Source organism: Pseudonocardia sp. HH130629-09 (assembly GCF_001294645.1).
Classification (GTDB): Bacteria; Actinomycetota; Actinomycetes; order Mycobacteriales; family Pseudonocardiaceae; genus Pseudonocardia.
Genome location: NZ_CP011868.1, coordinates 1901065 through 1914888, shown reverse-complemented (window position 1 = coordinate 1914888; position 13824 = coordinate 1901065). Strand labels below are relative to the sequence as shown.

Annotated in this window: 13 protein-coding genes; 4 read left to right on the top strand and 9 right to left on the bottom strand. The window is 71.7% G+C overall.

The genetic code is table 11. The features are described 5' to 3' along the window. Positions 1–11: 11 nt before the first annotated feature. Positions 12–935: an IS481 family transposase gene (locus tag XF36_RS08675; RefSeq protein WP_060711587.1), complete on the bottom strand. Its 924-nt coding sequence runs from the start codon at positions 933–935 to the stop codon at positions 12–14. A gap of 64 nt (positions 936–999) precedes the next feature. Continuing rightward, positions 1000–2256: an IS256 family transposase gene (locus XF36_RS08670; protein WP_060711586.1), complete on the bottom strand. Its 1257-nt coding sequence runs from the start codon at positions 2254–2256 to the stop codon at positions 1000–1002. 446 nt (positions 2257–2702) lie between these two features. Between XF36_RS08670 and XF36_RS08665 the strand changes: the two genes are divergently transcribed. Next, positions 2703–3914 (top strand): IS256 family transposase, encoded by a 1212-nt coding sequence (locus XF36_RS08665; protein WP_422662585.1) that lies wholly within the window; start codon positions 2703–2705, stop codon positions 3912–3914. Here the strand turns inward: XF36_RS08665 and XF36_RS08660 are convergent. The 4 genes from XF36_RS08660 to XF36_RS08645 form a co-directional block, all read right to left on the bottom strand. Continuing rightward, positions 3874–4944 carry an IS481 family transposase gene (locus XF36_RS08660; protein WP_238589185.1) on the bottom strand — a complete coding sequence of 357 codons (1071 nt, stop codon included), beginning with the start codon at positions 4942–4944 and terminating at the stop codon, positions 3874–3876. The two genes, XF36_RS08665 and XF36_RS08660, sit on opposite strands and share 41 nt — an antisense overlap. 198 nt (positions 4945–5142) lie before the next feature. Next, on the bottom strand, positions 5143–5451 hold the full coding sequence (locus XF36_RS33870) for a cupin domain-containing protein (RefSeq protein WP_238589184.1): 309 nt from the start codon (positions 5449–5451) through the stop codon (positions 5143–5145). Positions 5452–5540: 89 nt separating this feature from the next. Then, the gene (locus tag XF36_RS08650) at positions 5541–6884 is read right to left on the bottom strand and encodes a glutamine synthetase family protein (protein ID WP_060711585.1); all 1344 of its coding nucleotides are present in this window, start codon (positions 6882–6884) and stop codon (positions 5541–5543) included. A 93-nt stretch (positions 6885–6977) separates the two neighbouring features. Next, positions 6978–8606, bottom strand: coding sequence for an alpha/beta hydrolase (locus XF36_RS08645; RefSeq protein WP_238589183.1), 1629 nt, complete (start codon positions 8604–8606; stop codon positions 6978–6980). Between the two features lie 177 nt (positions 8607–8783). On the opposite strand from XF36_RS08645, the gene panB reads away from it, so the two are divergent. Continuing rightward, a complete protein-coding gene (gene panB, locus XF36_RS08640) occupies positions 8784–9638 on the top strand; it encodes a 3-methyl-2-oxobutanoate hydroxymethyltransferase (protein WP_060711584.1) in 855 nt (284 codons plus the stop codon). A 232-nt stretch (positions 9639–9870) separates the two neighbouring features. Here the strand turns inward: panB and XF36_RS08635 are convergent, their stop codons facing one another. Further along, positions 9871–11028, bottom strand: a complete 1158-nt coding sequence (locus tag XF36_RS08635; RefSeq protein ID WP_060711583.1) for a glutamate-cysteine ligase family protein — start codon at positions 11026–11028, stop codon at positions 9871–9873. Between the two features lie 182 nt (positions 11029–11210). Here XF36_RS08635 and XF36_RS32285 point away from each other — a divergent pair, with 182 nt between their 5' ends. Both XF36_RS32285 and XF36_RS08630 read left to right on the top strand, forming a co-directional pair. Continuing rightward, entirely contained in the window at positions 11211–11378 is a 168-nt protein-coding gene (locus XF36_RS32285; protein WP_020624352.1) for a hypothetical protein, read from the top strand. A gap of 4 nt (positions 11379–11382) precedes the next feature. Next, a complete protein-coding gene (locus XF36_RS08630) occupies positions 11383–12183 on the top strand; it encodes a hypothetical protein (protein ID WP_060711582.1) in 801 nt (266 codons plus the stop codon). On the opposite strand, the gene XF36_RS08625 is transcribed toward XF36_RS08630, so the two are convergent. Both XF36_RS08625 and XF36_RS08620 read right to left on the bottom strand, forming a co-directional pair. Continuing rightward, complete coding sequence (locus tag XF36_RS08625) at positions 12166–12900, bottom strand: maleylpyruvate isomerase family mycothiol-dependent enzyme (RefSeq protein WP_238589182.1); 735 nt, start codon at positions 12898–12900, stop codon at positions 12166–12168. The genes XF36_RS08630 and XF36_RS08625 overlap by 18 nt on opposite strands. 47 nt (positions 12901–12947) lie before the next feature. Then, entirely contained in the window at positions 12948–13787 is an 840-nt protein-coding gene (locus tag XF36_RS08620) for a fumarylacetoacetate hydrolase family protein (protein ID WP_060711581.1), read from the bottom strand. Positions 13788–13824: the final 37 nt, after the last annotated feature.

The window sequence follows — 13824 nt, the reverse complement described above, 5'->3', positions numbered from 1 at the left end:
GTAGCCGGCCATCACGTTGGTGACAGGCGGCTGATTGGGGAGCGGCCCGCGCAAGCGGTGTGAGGGCGTCGCTGATTGTAGTACTCGAGCCAGGCGCTGAGTGCCAGTGTGCGGTCGTCGTTGGTGGCGTAGGGACGCCGGTAGGCCCATTCGATGGCCAGGGTCCGGTTGAACCTCTCCACCTTGCCGTTGATCCACGGGCAGTGCGGCCGGATGAACTTCTGGCGTGCTCCGAGACCGGTCACGGCCTCGGCGAATACCCGGCAGCCGCGGTAGTTGCGGGCGTTGTCGGTGATCACACGCTCGATGCGGCCGATGCCGGCTGCGGCGAACGCGGCCGCGGCGCGCTGAACGAAACCGGCGCAGGTGGCGCCCTTCTCATCGGGCAGGACCTCGGCGTAGGCGAAGCGGGAGTGGTCGTCGACCATGGCGTGGACGTAGTCGAACCCGATGCGGCGGGTCGCGCCCGGACGGGGGCCGCGGCCGTGGATCCGCCAGCCCCCGCCGTCGGGGATCCGGCCGAGTTTCTTCACATCAACATGGACCAGCTCACCGGGTGCGGCGTGTTCGTAGCGGTGGGCTGAGGCGCGGGTGGCGCGGATCGGGGCGCCGGTGATGGGATCACAGGCCGCCAGCCGAGCCACGCCGTGGCGGGCCAGGATCCGCGATACCGAGCGCGCCGCGACTCCGGTGGTGGCCGCGATCGCGGCCGGACCGCAGCGCTGCTCACGCCGCGCGGCCAGGACCGCCTGTTCGGTGTCGGCGCTGTGACGGGTCGGGCTGTGGTGTGGGCGGGAGGACCGGTCGCGCAGACCGGGATCTCCTTCCCGGTCGTAGCGGGTGACCCACCGGGACACGCACTGGCGGGAGACCCCGAGCTCGCGGGCGACGTGGGACTGCGGGCGGCCATGGTCGCGGACTCGCGCGACGAGCAGTCGACGCCCAGGTCAAGTCCGCTGGCGTGGTGTGTGACGACGACCGCGTGATCTTCTTGTTCGGTCAGGCGCTGAGCGCCGGGATGGTGGTGGTCGAGGTCGCCTCCTCAGCGCTGGTGGCGGTGTCGGGGATCGTGGTGACGCGGGAGCGGGCGAGGACGTCGAGGCCGAGGTAGCGGCGTCCTTCGGCCCATTCGTCGTGTTGCTCGGCCAGGACCGCGCCGACGAGGCGGATCAGGGAGTCGCGGTCGGGGAAGATCCCGACGACGTCGGTGCGGCGCCGGATCTCACGGTTCAGGCGCTCGGAGGGGTTGTTCGACCAGATCTGGCGCCACAGTTCTTTCGGGAAGCCGGTGAAGGCCAGGACGTCGGCTCGGGCGGCGTCGAGGTGCTCGGCGACCTTCGGGAGCTTGTCGGCCAAGGCGTCGAGGACCCGGTCGAACTGGGCGTGCACCGATGCGGCGTCGGGCTGGTCATAGACCGAGTGCAGCAACGCCCGCACCCACGGCCAGGACTGCTTCGGGGTCGCAGCCATCAGGTTCGCCGCGTAGTGCGTCCTGCACCTCTGCCAGGCGGCGCCGGGCAGGGTCGCCCCGATCGCGGACACCAAGCCGGCGTGGGCGTCGCTGGTGACCAGCGCGACGCCGGTCAGACCGCGGGCGGTGAGGTCGCGGAAGAACCCCAGCCAGCCGGCGCCGTCCTCGGCGGAGCTGACCTGCAGGCCGAGGATCTCCCGGTGTCCGTCGCCGTTGACCCCGGTGGCGAGCAGGGCGTGGACTGCCACGACCCGGCCGCCCTCGCGGACTTTGAGCACGAGCGCGTCGGCGGCGACGAAGGTGTAGGGGCCCTGGTCGAGCGGACGCGTCCGGAACTGCTCGACTTGGCCGTCGAGGTCCCGGGCCATCTCTGAGACCTGCGACTTCGACAACCTCGTGATGCCCAGGGAGTCGACGAGTTTCTCCATCCGCCGCGTCGAGACCCCGAGCAGGTAGCAGGTCGCGACCACCGTGGTCAGGGCCCGCTCCGCCCGGCGACGACGCTCCAGCAACCAGTCGGGGAAGTAGGAGCCGTTGCGCAGCTTGGGGATCGCCACGTCGATCGTGCCAGCGCGGGTGTCGAAGTCGCGGTGGCGGTAGCCGTTGCGGGTGTTCGTGCGAGCCTCGGAACGCTCGCCCCAGGCCGCGCCGCACACCGAGTCGGCGTCGGCGGACATCAGGGTGTTGATGAACGTGGTCAACATGTGGCACAGCAGATCCGGGCTCGCCTGGGACAGCTGCTCGTGCAGGAACTCGGTGGGGTCGATACTGGAGGGTGCGGTCATCGCGTGATCCATCTTCTGTGGGCTGTGAGAGGCGTTCAGAAGATCACGCGGTGGCCGCCCTACAGCTCGACCAGCTCGTCACCGGGCCGGTCGCACACCACCTTGGTGGACGCCACTGACGCCCATGCAGGGTCAGGCGAGCGTTAGCGTGCACGGTGGAAGGCCCTTCGTGGCGAGATGGACGGCTTCAGACACCTCCCACCTCGCCCGAAGGGCCTTCCCCGTTCAAGCAGCCACGCCGTCGGCCACCGTCACCAACCTCCTGGCCGGGTACAACTAGGTGTGATGTGGGACTGTTTCAAGATCGGTGTTTTCGGCCCGACACGCCGGGCTGAGGTCCGGCGAGATGGGCACGGACAGTGATGACATCGGACCTTGTGGATCCAAGCGAGGGTGACCCGAAGCCTGCTCGGCAGGCGTCGGCGGAGCGGGCCGCTGCGGCGGCGATGGTGGCCGAGGCGAAGGCGCGCGGGCTGGCGTTGACCGGCCCGGACGGCCTGTTGAAGCTCTTTACCAAGAATGTTCTGGAAACGGCGCTGAACGAGGAGATGACCGAGCACCTCGGGCACGACAAGAACCGGGCCGACCCCGGCCGGGAATCCACCAACGTGCGGAACGGGTCCCGCTCGAAGACGGTTCTCTCGGATGCCGCGGGTGACGTGGAGATCGACGTTCCGAGAGACAGGGCCAGCACTTTCGAGCCGCAGATCGTGAAGAAGCGTCAGCGGCGCCTCACAGATGTCGACGAGGTCGTACTGTCGCTGTATGCGAAAGGGATGACGACCGGGGAGGTTTCCGCACATTTCGCTGACATCTATGGGGCGTCAGTATCGAAGGAGACGGTCTCGCGGATCACCGACAAGGTCGTCGCCGAGATGAATGACTGGGTTGGTCGGCCGTTGGATTCGGTGTACGCCGCGGTGTTCATCGACGCTGTCCACGTCAAGGTCCGGGACGGGCAGGTCGCCAACCGGCCGGTCTACGCAGCCATCGGCGTCACCGTGGACGGCTGCAAGGACGTGCTGGGGCTGTGGATGGGCGTCGGCAGTGAGGGCGCGAAGTTCTGGATGAGCGTGCTGGTCGACCTGAAGAACCGCGGCGTGCGTGACGTGCTGTTCCTGGTCTGCGACGGCCTCAAAGGACTCCCGGAGGTCGTGGCCAACGTGTGGCCGCAAACCATTGTCCAAACCTGCGTCGTGCACCTGATCCGAAACACTTTCCGGCTGGTGGGTCGACAGGACTGGGACGCGGTGAAGCGCGACATCAAACCAATCTATGCCGCGCCCAACCCGAATGCAGCACTTATCGCTATGGATGAGCTCGACGAGAAATGGGGCCGTAAGTACGCGGCGATGATCCGGCTATGGCGCAACGCGTGGGAAGAGTTCGTGCCGTTCTTGGACTACGACGTCGAGATTCGAAGGGTGATCTGCTCTACGAATGCGATCGAATCGCTTAACGCCCGCTACCGGCGCGCGGTGCGGGCGCGTGGTCATTTCCCCACTGAGCAGGCTACGATGAAATGCTTGTATCTTGTGACTCGCAGCCTGGACCCGACCGGGACGGGCCGCACGAGGTGGACGATGCGTTGGAAGCCCGTGATCAACGCGTTCGCCATCACGTTCGGTGACCGCTGGCCGGGAGCCGAGACCTACTGAGCAACGACGCCGAAACACCGATCACGAGACAGGCCCTGTGATGTCCAGGGAGGTTGGTCAGCCTGTTGATCGGTGGCTGGCCGCCGATGGCGGAGTGAGCGCGGTGGTGATTGTAGAAGTGCATCCAGTCGGGTAGGGCGTCGTTGCGTTGGCGGGTCGACTCATAGAGTCGGGCGTAGGCCCAGCCGTCGGCCAGGGTCCGATGGAATCTTTCGATCTTGCCGTTGGTCTGCGGTCGGTAGGGGCGGGTTCGCTTGTGGGTGATGGCGAGCTCGGCGCAGGCGTCGCGCCAGGCGTGGGACTTGTAGGCCGAACCGTTGTCGGACAGGACTCGCTCGACGGTGACGCCGCGCTCGGCGAACCAGGCGACCGCGCGCCCGAGTACGCCGATTGCGGTGGCCGCCTTCTCATCGGCGCAGATCTCGGCGTAGGCGGTGCGGGAGTGGTCGTCGATCACGGTGTGGACGTAGGCGGTCCCGATGGCCGGGCGGTAGTACTTGCCTCGTTGACCGGTGCGCCGAGCGGTGGCCGCCTGATTGCGGAGGCCTTGCTGTCTGCCCAGGTAGCGCCAGCCCCCGCCGTCGGGGATGTTGGCGAATTTGGTGACGTCGACGTGGATCAGCGAGCCGGGGTGGGGGTGCTCGTAGCGGCGTAGCGGTTCGCCGGTGACCCGGTCGATGCGGGAGAGCCGGTTGATCCGGCAGCGCACCAGGACTGCGTGCACGGTCGAGGCGGCCATGCCCAGGCGCCCGGCGATCTGGATCGGGCCCAGCCGGTGCCGCCAGCGCAGACGCACGATCCGCCGGACCGCACGAGCACTGGTCCTGCTCGGTGAGAGCTGCGGCCGTGAGCTGCGGTCGACCATCCCGGCCGGCCCCTCGGTCCGGTAGCGGTCGGACCATTTCGACACTGTCCGTGGCGAGACCATGAACATCTTCGCCGCTGCGGTGTGGGTCCAGCCGTGCTCGACGACGAGTTGAGCGAGCCGCAGCCGGGCGCGCGGGGTCAGGGCGGCGTTAGCGTGGGACACGGAGGCCTCCGGTCAGTGAAGCGGTTCCTAGACAGCTCCACTTCACAACCGGAGGCCTTCGTCTGTCAGACAGACTCACCGATCCCGGGCGGTACAACCTCCCTGGACATCACAACTAGTCGGCGCCCGGGACGCTGCCCGGGGGCAGGAAGTCGACGTCGTGCAGGGCCGACTGCCGGACGACCTCGGCCGGGTCGGTCAGGTGGTCCAGCCGGTCGAACAGGTGGGCCAGCCGGCCGGGCTCACCCAGAACAGGGCGCGCGCGTCGCCCCGCTCCTTGTTGTAGTAGGCGTGCGGCAGACCCTTGGGCATGAGGACGGTGTCGCCCGACCCGGCCTTCTCCCACTGCCCGTCCAGGCAGAGCGTGAACACGCCGTCCAGGACGTGGATGTGCTCGTCCTGGGTGGTGTGCACGTGCGGCGGCACCCCGGTGCCCGGCGGGTCGAGGGTCTCGAAGGCGAAGCTGGTCTCGCTGACCGCCTTCGCCCAGTAGGTGTGGCCCAGCACGTTCCACACCCGTTTGTACTGGCCCTCGCCGGCCCGCGTGATGCCCTACGGCAACGGGCCCAGGATGATCTCTTCTTCGTCGAAGCCGCTCACAGGACCGGAAGGTACGTGGCGAGCTCGTGCGGTGTCACGTTCCGGCGGTAGGCGTCCCACTCGGACCGCTTGTTGCGCAGGAAGAAGTCGAACACGTGCTCGCCGAGGTACTCGGCGACGAGCTCGCTCTTCTCCATGACGTCGAGCGCCTCGGTGAGGTTCTGCGGGAGCAGCTCGTAGCCCAGCGCCCGGCGCTCGGTGTCGGTCAGGGCCCACACGTCGTCCTCGGTGGGCGGGGGCAGCTCGTAGCCCTTCTGGATGCCGGTGAGGCCGGCGCCCAGGATGACCGCGTAGGCGAGGTAGGGGTTGCACGCGGAGTCCAGGGTACGGACCTCCACCCGGCGCGACGACGACTTGCCCGGCGAGTACATCGGGACCCGGACCAGCGCGGAGCGGTTCGCGTGGCCCCAGGAGACCGCGGTCGGGGCCTCGCCGCCGGTGATGAGGCGCTTGTAGGAGTTGACCCACTGGTTGGTGACGGCGGTGATCTCCCGGGCGTGCTTGAGCACCCCGGCGACGAACGCCTTGCCGGTCGCGGACAGCTCGTAGGGGTCGTCCGGGTCGTGGAAGGCGTTGTGGTCGCCCTCGAAGAGCGAGAAGTGCGTGTGCATCGCCGAGCCGGGGTGCTCGGAGAACGGCTTGGGCATGAACGAGGCCCGCACGTCCTGGGTGAGCGCGACCTCCTTCACGACGTAGCGGAAAGTCATGAGGTTGTCGGCCATGGTCAGCGCGTCGGCGTAGCGCAGGTCGATCTCCTGCTGGCCGGGGCCGCCCTCGTGGTGGGAGAACTCCACCGAGATGCCCATCGACTCCAGCGTCTCGATGGTGTTGCGCCGGAAGTGCGGGGCGACGTCGTGGCTGGCCTGGTCGAAGTAGCCGCCGGAGTCCGCCGGGACGGGCCGGCTGCCGTCGCCGGGCAGGTCGCGGAGCAGGTAGAACTCGATCTCCGGGTGCACGTAGCAGGTGAACCCGGCCTCACCGGCCTTGTTCAGCGCGCGGGTCAGCACGTGCCGCGGGTCGGCCCAGGACGGCGACCCGTCGGGCATGGCGATGTCGCAGAACATCCGCGCCGAGTAGTGCTCGCCCGAGGCGGTCTCCCAGGGCAGGACCTGGAACGTCGACGGGTCGGGCTTGGCGACCATGTCGGACTCGTAGACGCGCGCGAAACCCTCGATGGCCGAGCCGTCGAAGCCGATGCCCTCGGCGAAGGCGCCCTCCAGCTCGGCCGGGGCCACCGCCACCGACTTGAGGTAGCCGAGCACGTCCGTGAACCAGAGACGGACGAAACGGATGTCGCGTTCCTCGAGTGTGCGGAGCACGAACTCCTGCTGGCGGTCCATGCGGCGGAGCCTAGGAAGCCCGTGTTACACGGATGTTTCGGGGGTGTGCGGCCGACCCGGTCGTGGTCGCCCGCACACCCCCGGCCACGGCCCTCAGCTGGGCGCGAGCGTGCACTCCGCGCCCTGCGGCGGGAGCGTGAGGTTCACCAGATAGTCGATCGCGAGCTTGTCGGTGCACGCGTCACCCTGCAGCGATGCGGTGTGCTGGTTGCCGTTGACCTTGATCAGGCTGCCGTTCAGCTGCTGCGCCAGGTCGACCCCGGCCTGGTACGGCGTGGCCGGGTCACCGGTGACCGACACCACGACGACCGGCGGGAGCCCGTCGACCTTCGGCGTGTGCGGCTCGCTGGTGGGCGGGACCGGCCAGAACGCACACGCGTCGCGGGCGCCGACCGGGCCGCGGCCGGTGGAGCGGAACGGGGCGGCCTCGTCGGCCCGCTTCGCCAGCTCCAGTGCCTCCGACGGCTCCGTGATCGCCGGCTGGTTGACACAGCTGATCGCCTGGAAGGCCTGCAGCATGTTGGAGTAGCGGCCCTGCTCGTCGCGCTCGTAGTAGAGGTCGGCCAGGCGCATCAGCAGGTCGCCGTTGCCGTTCGCGACCTGCGAGATCCCCTGCTGCAGCGCCGGCCACAGCTGGGACACGTACAGCGCCTGGCTGACCCCGGTCTGGGCGTCGGAGAAGCTCAGGATGCGCCCGTCGCCCACCCGCGCGGGCCGGTCGATCAACGGGCGCATGATCGCCTGGAACGCCTGGGTCGCCTTCGCGGGGTCGGTGCCCAGCGGGCAGCCGGGGCGGCTGGTGCAGTCCTTGGCGAAGTTGTCGAACGCGAGCTGGAACCCGGCGTTCTGCTTCACCGTGGAGTCGATGGTCGACTGCGTGGGGTCGATCGCGCCGTCGAGCAGCAGCGCGCGGACGTTCTGCGGGAACGCCTCGGCGTAGGCGGTGCCGAGCTCGGTGCCGTAGGAGAATCCGGCGTAGGTCATCTTCTGGTCGCCGACGGCGGCCCGCATGACGTCCATGTCCTTCGCGACGTCGCGGGTGCCCACGTTGGCCAGCACGTCGGCGCCGGTGCGCTGGGTGCAGCGCTCGGCGAACTGACGGCTGTCGGCCTCGGCGGCGGCGATCCCGGCGGGCGAGGGGTCGGCGAAGACCTTCGTGCGCTCCTCGTCGTTCTCGGCGTCGGTGAGGCACTGGATCCGCGGCTGGCTGGCGCCGGTGCCGCGCGGGTCGAACCCGACCAGGTCGAACCGGTCGCCCAGGCCGTTGGTGGCCCAGGTGGAGGCCTGGCGCGCGACGAAGGAGGTGCCCGAGGCGCCGGGGCCGCCCGGGTCGGCGAACAGCGAGCCGATCTTCGCTCCGGTCGCCTTCTTGCGCAGCAGCGCGATCTGCATCGTCTTCCCGTCGCCGGGCTGCGCGTAGTCCTGCGGCACGGTCACCCGGGTGCAGTCGAACTGCGGGTCGGCGTAGGTCTGCGCGTCGGCCGCGGTGGGGGCGTAGTCCGCGCAGGGGCCCCACTGCAGCTGCTGGTCGTAGAACTGCGCGAGCTCCGGCGGGTTCTGCGCGGCCTGCGACCGGTCACCGGTGCCCGCGTCGGCGCAGGCGCCGACCAGCACGAGGGTCGCCGCGCCGAGCACGGCGAGCGCGGCCGGGCGCATCCGCCGGCCGGCCGGGGCCGGTGCCTCTGGTCGGTGGGCACGTGGTCGCAACAGCCGACGGAGCATGACCGTGAGCATGCCACCGACCTCCGACGGTGACCGGTCGCGGGTCGCGGCGCGGGTGAGGGTGCCCACACCACGGGGCGGTCCGGGCCGTGCGCTGCCACCCTGGCGTCCGCCATCGACGGCGAACCCGGGGACCCACGACCAGCGTGGGCCTCGAGGCACGGAAGGAGCTCACCGGTGAGCACACAGGAGAGCGGAGAGGTGGCGGCCCCGTACCGGGCGCCCGCGACCCCGCCGAAACGGACCCGCGTCCACCACCTGCTGCAGTGGAAGCAGGAGGGTCGGCGCTGGCCGATGCTGACCGCCTACGACGTCTACTCCGCCGAGATCTTCGACGACGCCGGCATCCCGGTGCTGCTCGTCGGCGACTCCGCGGGCAACAACGTGTTCGGCCACGACAACACCATCCCGGTCACGGTCGACGACCTGATCCCGCTGACCCGGGCCGTGGTGCGCGGCGCCCGCAGCGCGCTCGTCGTCGCCGACCTGCCGTTCGGGAGCTACCAGATCTCCCCCTCGCAGGCGCAGGAGACGGCGTTCCGGTTCATGAAGGAGGGCGGGGCGCACGCGGTCAAGCTCGAGGGCGGTGCGCGGTTCGCGCCGCAGGTCGAGGCGCTCACCGCCTCCGGTGTGCCGGTGATGGGCCACCTCGGGTTCACCCCGCAGAGCGAGCACGCGCTGGGCGGGTTCCGCATCCAGGGCCGCGGCGACGCCGCCGACCGGCTCGTCGAGGACGCGCTGGCCGTGCAGGAGGCGGGCGCGTTCGCCGTCGTGCTGGAGATGGTGCCCGCCGACGTCGCCAAGCGGGTGACCGGGGAGCTGCGGATCCCGACCGTGGGGATCGGCGCGGGGCCCGACTGCGACGCCCAGGTGCTCGTCTGGTCGGACATGGCCGGGATGAACCGCGGGAAGGTGCCGCGCTTCGTCAAGAAGTACGCGGAGCTGGGCTCGGCGCTGCACGACGCCGCGGCCGCGTTCGCCGCCGACGTGGCGCACGGCGAGTACCCCGCCGAGGAGCACAGCTACCGCTGAGCCGTGCCGGGGCCCCGGCGCGCGTCGCCGGGGCCCCGCCGGTCCGCCGGCCCGCTCCGGTCCGCGTCGACCCGCTCCGGCCCGCGGCTCCGCCGGTCCGCGCCGGCCCGCGGCTCCGCCGGTCCGCGCCGGCCCGCGGCTCCGCCGGTCCGCGCCGGCCCGCGGCTCCGCCGGTCCGCGCCGGCCCGCGGGTCAGACGGTCCGCCCCGCCCACGGTCGGCCGGTCCGCGGGTCAGCCGGTCCCGCGTGGCACCGGGTGCCCGAGCCCCGGGATGCCGCCGCCCGCGCGGTGGCGGGCCAGCATCCGGTCCGCGGGGGTCTCCCGGCGCGCCAGCCGCCGGGCCAGCGACGCCAGCCGCGCGAGGTGGGCGTCGTCGCCGGCCAGCGCCGCGGTCGCGGCGTCGAGGACGGCGTGGGACCCCACCCGGACCGCCGCGTCCGACCAGCCCCGCAGCGCCGAGCGGCGGTGCGCCGCCGCGTCCGGGGTGCGGCGACGGCCGGGCAGCGTGTCGTCGCGCAGCAGGCCGGTCAGCAGGCTCAGCAGCGCCGCCGGCAGCTCGGTGCCCACACCCTCGGCGGGCTCCTCCCCCACGACCACCGGCACGGCGTCGAACGCCTTGAACTCGATCCGCCCCACCTCGCCGGGGATGCCCGCGTGCCGCACCAGGCTGGGGTCGGTCGCCAGCAGCGGGGTGCCGGGCGGCAGGTAGGCCAGCGCGGCGGGGCGCGGGCCGGTGCGGCGTGCGGTGCGCGCCGACAGCCCGCCCCACGGGCGGCCGTCGCGGAACGGTGAGGAGAACGACCACGGCACCAGGTACGGGCTGTAGAAGGTCAGCTTCGCCGCCGCGTCGGCCAGCACACGGGGATCGGTCCCCGACTCCGGGAACGACAGGTTCAGGTCCGGGCCCCAGGTGACCATGTGCAGGTGGGAGGTCCGCTCCTCCGGCGAGGCCGCCATCAGGGCCCGCTCGTGGGCGTTGGGCGGCGGGTCCAGCCGGTAGGCCGACAGCTCCGGGTGGTGGCCGAACGCGACCGGTCGCAGCCCGTGCCGGGCGGCCACCCCGGCCAGGGTGACGGCGTCGGCGGCCAGCGCGTCCACGGCGGCCTCGACCGAGTCGTGCACGCAGGTCCGGATCTCGATGCCCTTGGGATCGAACCGGAGCAGCTCGCCGTCGGGGTCGAGACGCTCGTAGCCCTCGGCGTACCAGCGCTTGCAGCGGATGCCGGCGTCGCCGATCCGCAGGTCCGACTGGTCGTCGGGCAGCTCCGGCAGCTCGTCGACGACGGCCGCGACCTCCGCGTGGGTCAGCGACCGGTGGTCGGCGACCGTCCCGTCGTCCTGCAGCAGCGCGAGCTCGTGCTCGAGCCCGTAGCGCGCCTCGCCCCGCATCGCTGACCCCCGGTCCCCGTTCCGGCACACGACGTTACCGACGCCGGACCGGGCGCCGGCTGTGATCCGTCCCGTCTGCTCCTCACCCGTTCCGCCCTGGACAACCCCGCGACGAACGGTCAGCCTGGTGATGGAGGCCACGTCCACCAGGTGGCCGGGACCCGGAGCACACGGGAGGCGTCATGAGGCTGGGCCGCAAGATCTCCGAGGGATTCGCCGTGGACCACGAGGCCGACCGGGTGGCCGACGCCCAGGAGCGCCCGCGTCCGGGGCGCACCGTCGAGCCCGAGTTCACCGAGTGGACGCCGGCGCTCGAGCAGCCGGCGCACTCGGGGTCCCGCGAGGACTGACCGGGTGCGCGGGCTGTTCCGCCGAACCCCGCTGGAGTACCCGACCGGCCCGCTGGAGGGCCACAAGCTGGCCTTCCCCATGCTGTCCGCGGACGGCACGACGGCGGGCTTCAGCGGTGTGACACTCGGGCGGGCGCACGTCTACCGCACCGTCGACGACGCGGTGTGCGCGCACGGTTGCCGGCACGCCTGCCCGTCGCGGTGGTGCGACTGCGGGTTCTACTGCTTCCACACCGCCGACGACGCCCGCGAGCTGGCGTGTGCGCCCGAGCACCAGGGCGCGGTCCTGCTCGAGGTGGCCGCCTCCGGCCGGTTCCGCCGCTACGAGCTGGGCCTGCGTTACGCCCGGCAGCGGGTGCGCACGATCCGGATGCGGCCGTGCCGCTGCGGGGCGCGGGTCGCGGTGCTGGCCGACACCGGCTCCGGGCAGCACGGCTGGCGCCGGCTGGAACCGGTGTGCCTGCGCTGCGCCGGGGCGCGTCCGGTGCTGTCGGCGCAGCGCTTCGCCGAGCTGGCCGAGCTCACCCTGCTGCCCGACGACGTCGCGGCGGGCCCGCTGACGACACCCGACACGGCGGGGTTCGGCGAGCGCCCCGACCCGCACGGGGACGAGGCGGCCGACGGGGTGATCGGCGACCCGGTCGCCGCCGCGGGTGCGGTCGCCGTGCTCACCGCGGAGATGGCGCTGTTGCAGGCCCGGCTCGACGAGATGGCCCGCCAGCTCGGCCGGGCCAGCGCGCGCCTGGACGAGCTCGAGGGCCGCGACCGGCCCGCGGCGGAGCCGGGGTCAGAGCCAGACCGGTAGCGGCGGCGGGATCTTCCCGTCGGCGTCGCGCAGCCCCTTGTCGAACGGGCGGCCCAGCAGCCAGGCCATGATGTCGTGCGCCTTGCCGCGGACCGTGCCGAGATCACGCGGTTCGGCCCCGTCCGGCCCGGCGGGCCCCGGACCGAACTCCAGCGTCGCGCCGGTGCGGACCTCCTCCAGCCGCACGTGCGGGCAGCCGGACTTGCGCTCCAGCCGCGCGACCACGTCGGCGACCAGCACCTCCCGCATGGGGATCGGCAGGTCCTTGAACGAGGCGCCGACGTCGAGGTCGACGGCGTGGATCCACACCTCGCGAGCCCGGTTCCAGGGCACCGCCGTCACCGGCATGTCGACGCCCTGCGGGTTGCGCACGGTCGCCGACCACGCCTTCTCCGGCATCGCGCGGACCGCGTCGGCGAGCCGGTCGGAGGAGACGATGACGTCGGCGCGGATCTCGTCGGAGCTGCGCCCGGCCCCGGCCTCGATGTCGGCGTCGCGGGACGCGAGGTCGGGGTAGGCCGGGGTCTCGACACCGGTCCGCGCCCAGGTCAGCAGGTTGACCATGGCGTCCGCGTTGCGGGCGAGGTGGGTGAGCACGTGCGCGCGGGTCCAGCCCGGCAGCGCCGACGGGGCGCGGAACGCCTCGCCCGCCATCCGGTTCATCAGCCCGCGCAGGTGGGCCTGACCGTCGCCGGCCCAGGCCAGTGCGTCACTCACCGGCGGCGGCACGACGGCGCGGCCGTCCCCGGGTAGGTGTTCGGACGTCACCGCACGGCCCGGCACACGTTGCGGCACTCGCCGATCCCCTCCACCGCGGTGACGATCTCGGCGCCGTCGGTGAGGTAGCGCGGAGGCGTGCGTGCGTCGCCGACACCGCCCGGGGTGCCGGTGGCGATGACGTCACCGGGGTTGAGGGTGAGGATCTCCGACAGGTAGACCACCAGGTCCACCGCGCCGAACACGAGCTGGTCGGTCGTGGAGTCCTGCATGGTCTCCCCGGCCAGCTCCGAGGAGATCCGCAGCGCGCCGCCGGCAGCCGGGTCGGCGGGCAGCTCGTCGGGCGTGACCAGCACCGGCCCGAGCGGCGTCGAGTGCTCCCAGGTCTTGCCCTGCAGGAACTGCTTGGTGCGCCGCTGGTAGTCGCGCATCGACACGTCGTTGAGCACCGTGTACCCGGCGATGGCGGCGGCCGCAGCCTCGCGGTCGGCGCGGCGGACCGAACGCCCGATGACGACGGCCAGCTCGGCCTCGTAGTCCACGCGGTCGGACTGCTCGGGCAGCTCGATCTCGTCGTACGCGCCGATCAGGGCGGGCGCGTACTTGCCGAAGACCGTGGGGTACTCGGGCAGCTCGTTGCCCATCTCGAGCACGTGGTCGCGGTAGTTCAGCCCGATGCAGATGATCTTCTCGGGCGACGGTACCAGCGGCGCGTAGTCCAGGCCCGCGGTCTCGTGCACCGGGCCGGCGGCGCCCGCGGCGTGCTCGGCCCAGTCGGGACGCTCCAGCAGCGCCCGCACGTCCGTCTCCCCCGTCTCGACGGCGGTGTCGCCGTCGACGCGCACCGCCCGGTGCCCGGTCGCGGTCCGGATCGTCGCGAGCCTCATCGTGCGGGTGCCTCCCGGTATCGGTTGCCGTCCGGCG

Bases quoted from the DNA above. Each gene is read 5' to 3' on its own strand.
- XF36_RS08670 (WP_060711586.1), bottom strand. From the start codon at position 2,256: ATGACCGCACCCTCCAGTATCGACCCCACCGAGTTCCTGCACGAGCAG.
- XF36_RS08665 (WP_422662585.1), top strand. From the start codon at position 2,703: ATGGTGGCCGAGGCGAAGGCGCGCGGGCTGGCGTTGACCGGCCCGGAC.
- XF36_RS08650 (WP_060711585.1), bottom strand. From the start codon at position 6,884: ATGGACCGCCAGCAGGAGTTCGTGCTCCGCACACTCGAGGAACGCGAC.
- XF36_RS08645 (WP_238589183.1), bottom strand. From the start codon at position 8,606: ATGCTCCGTCGGCTGTTGCGACCACGTGCCCACCGACCAGAGGCACCG.
- XF36_RS08635 (WP_060711583.1), bottom strand. From the start codon at position 11,028: ATGCGGGGCGAGGCGCGCTACGGGCTCGAGCACGAGCTCGCGCTGCTG.
- XF36_RS32285 (WP_020624352.1), top strand. From the start codon at position 11,211: ATGAGGCTGGGCCGCAAGATCTCCGAGGGATTCGCCGTGGACCACGAG.
- XF36_RS08620 (WP_060711581.1), bottom strand. From the start codon at position 13,787: ATGAGGCTCGCGACGATCCGGACCGCGACCGGGCACCGGGCGGTGCGC.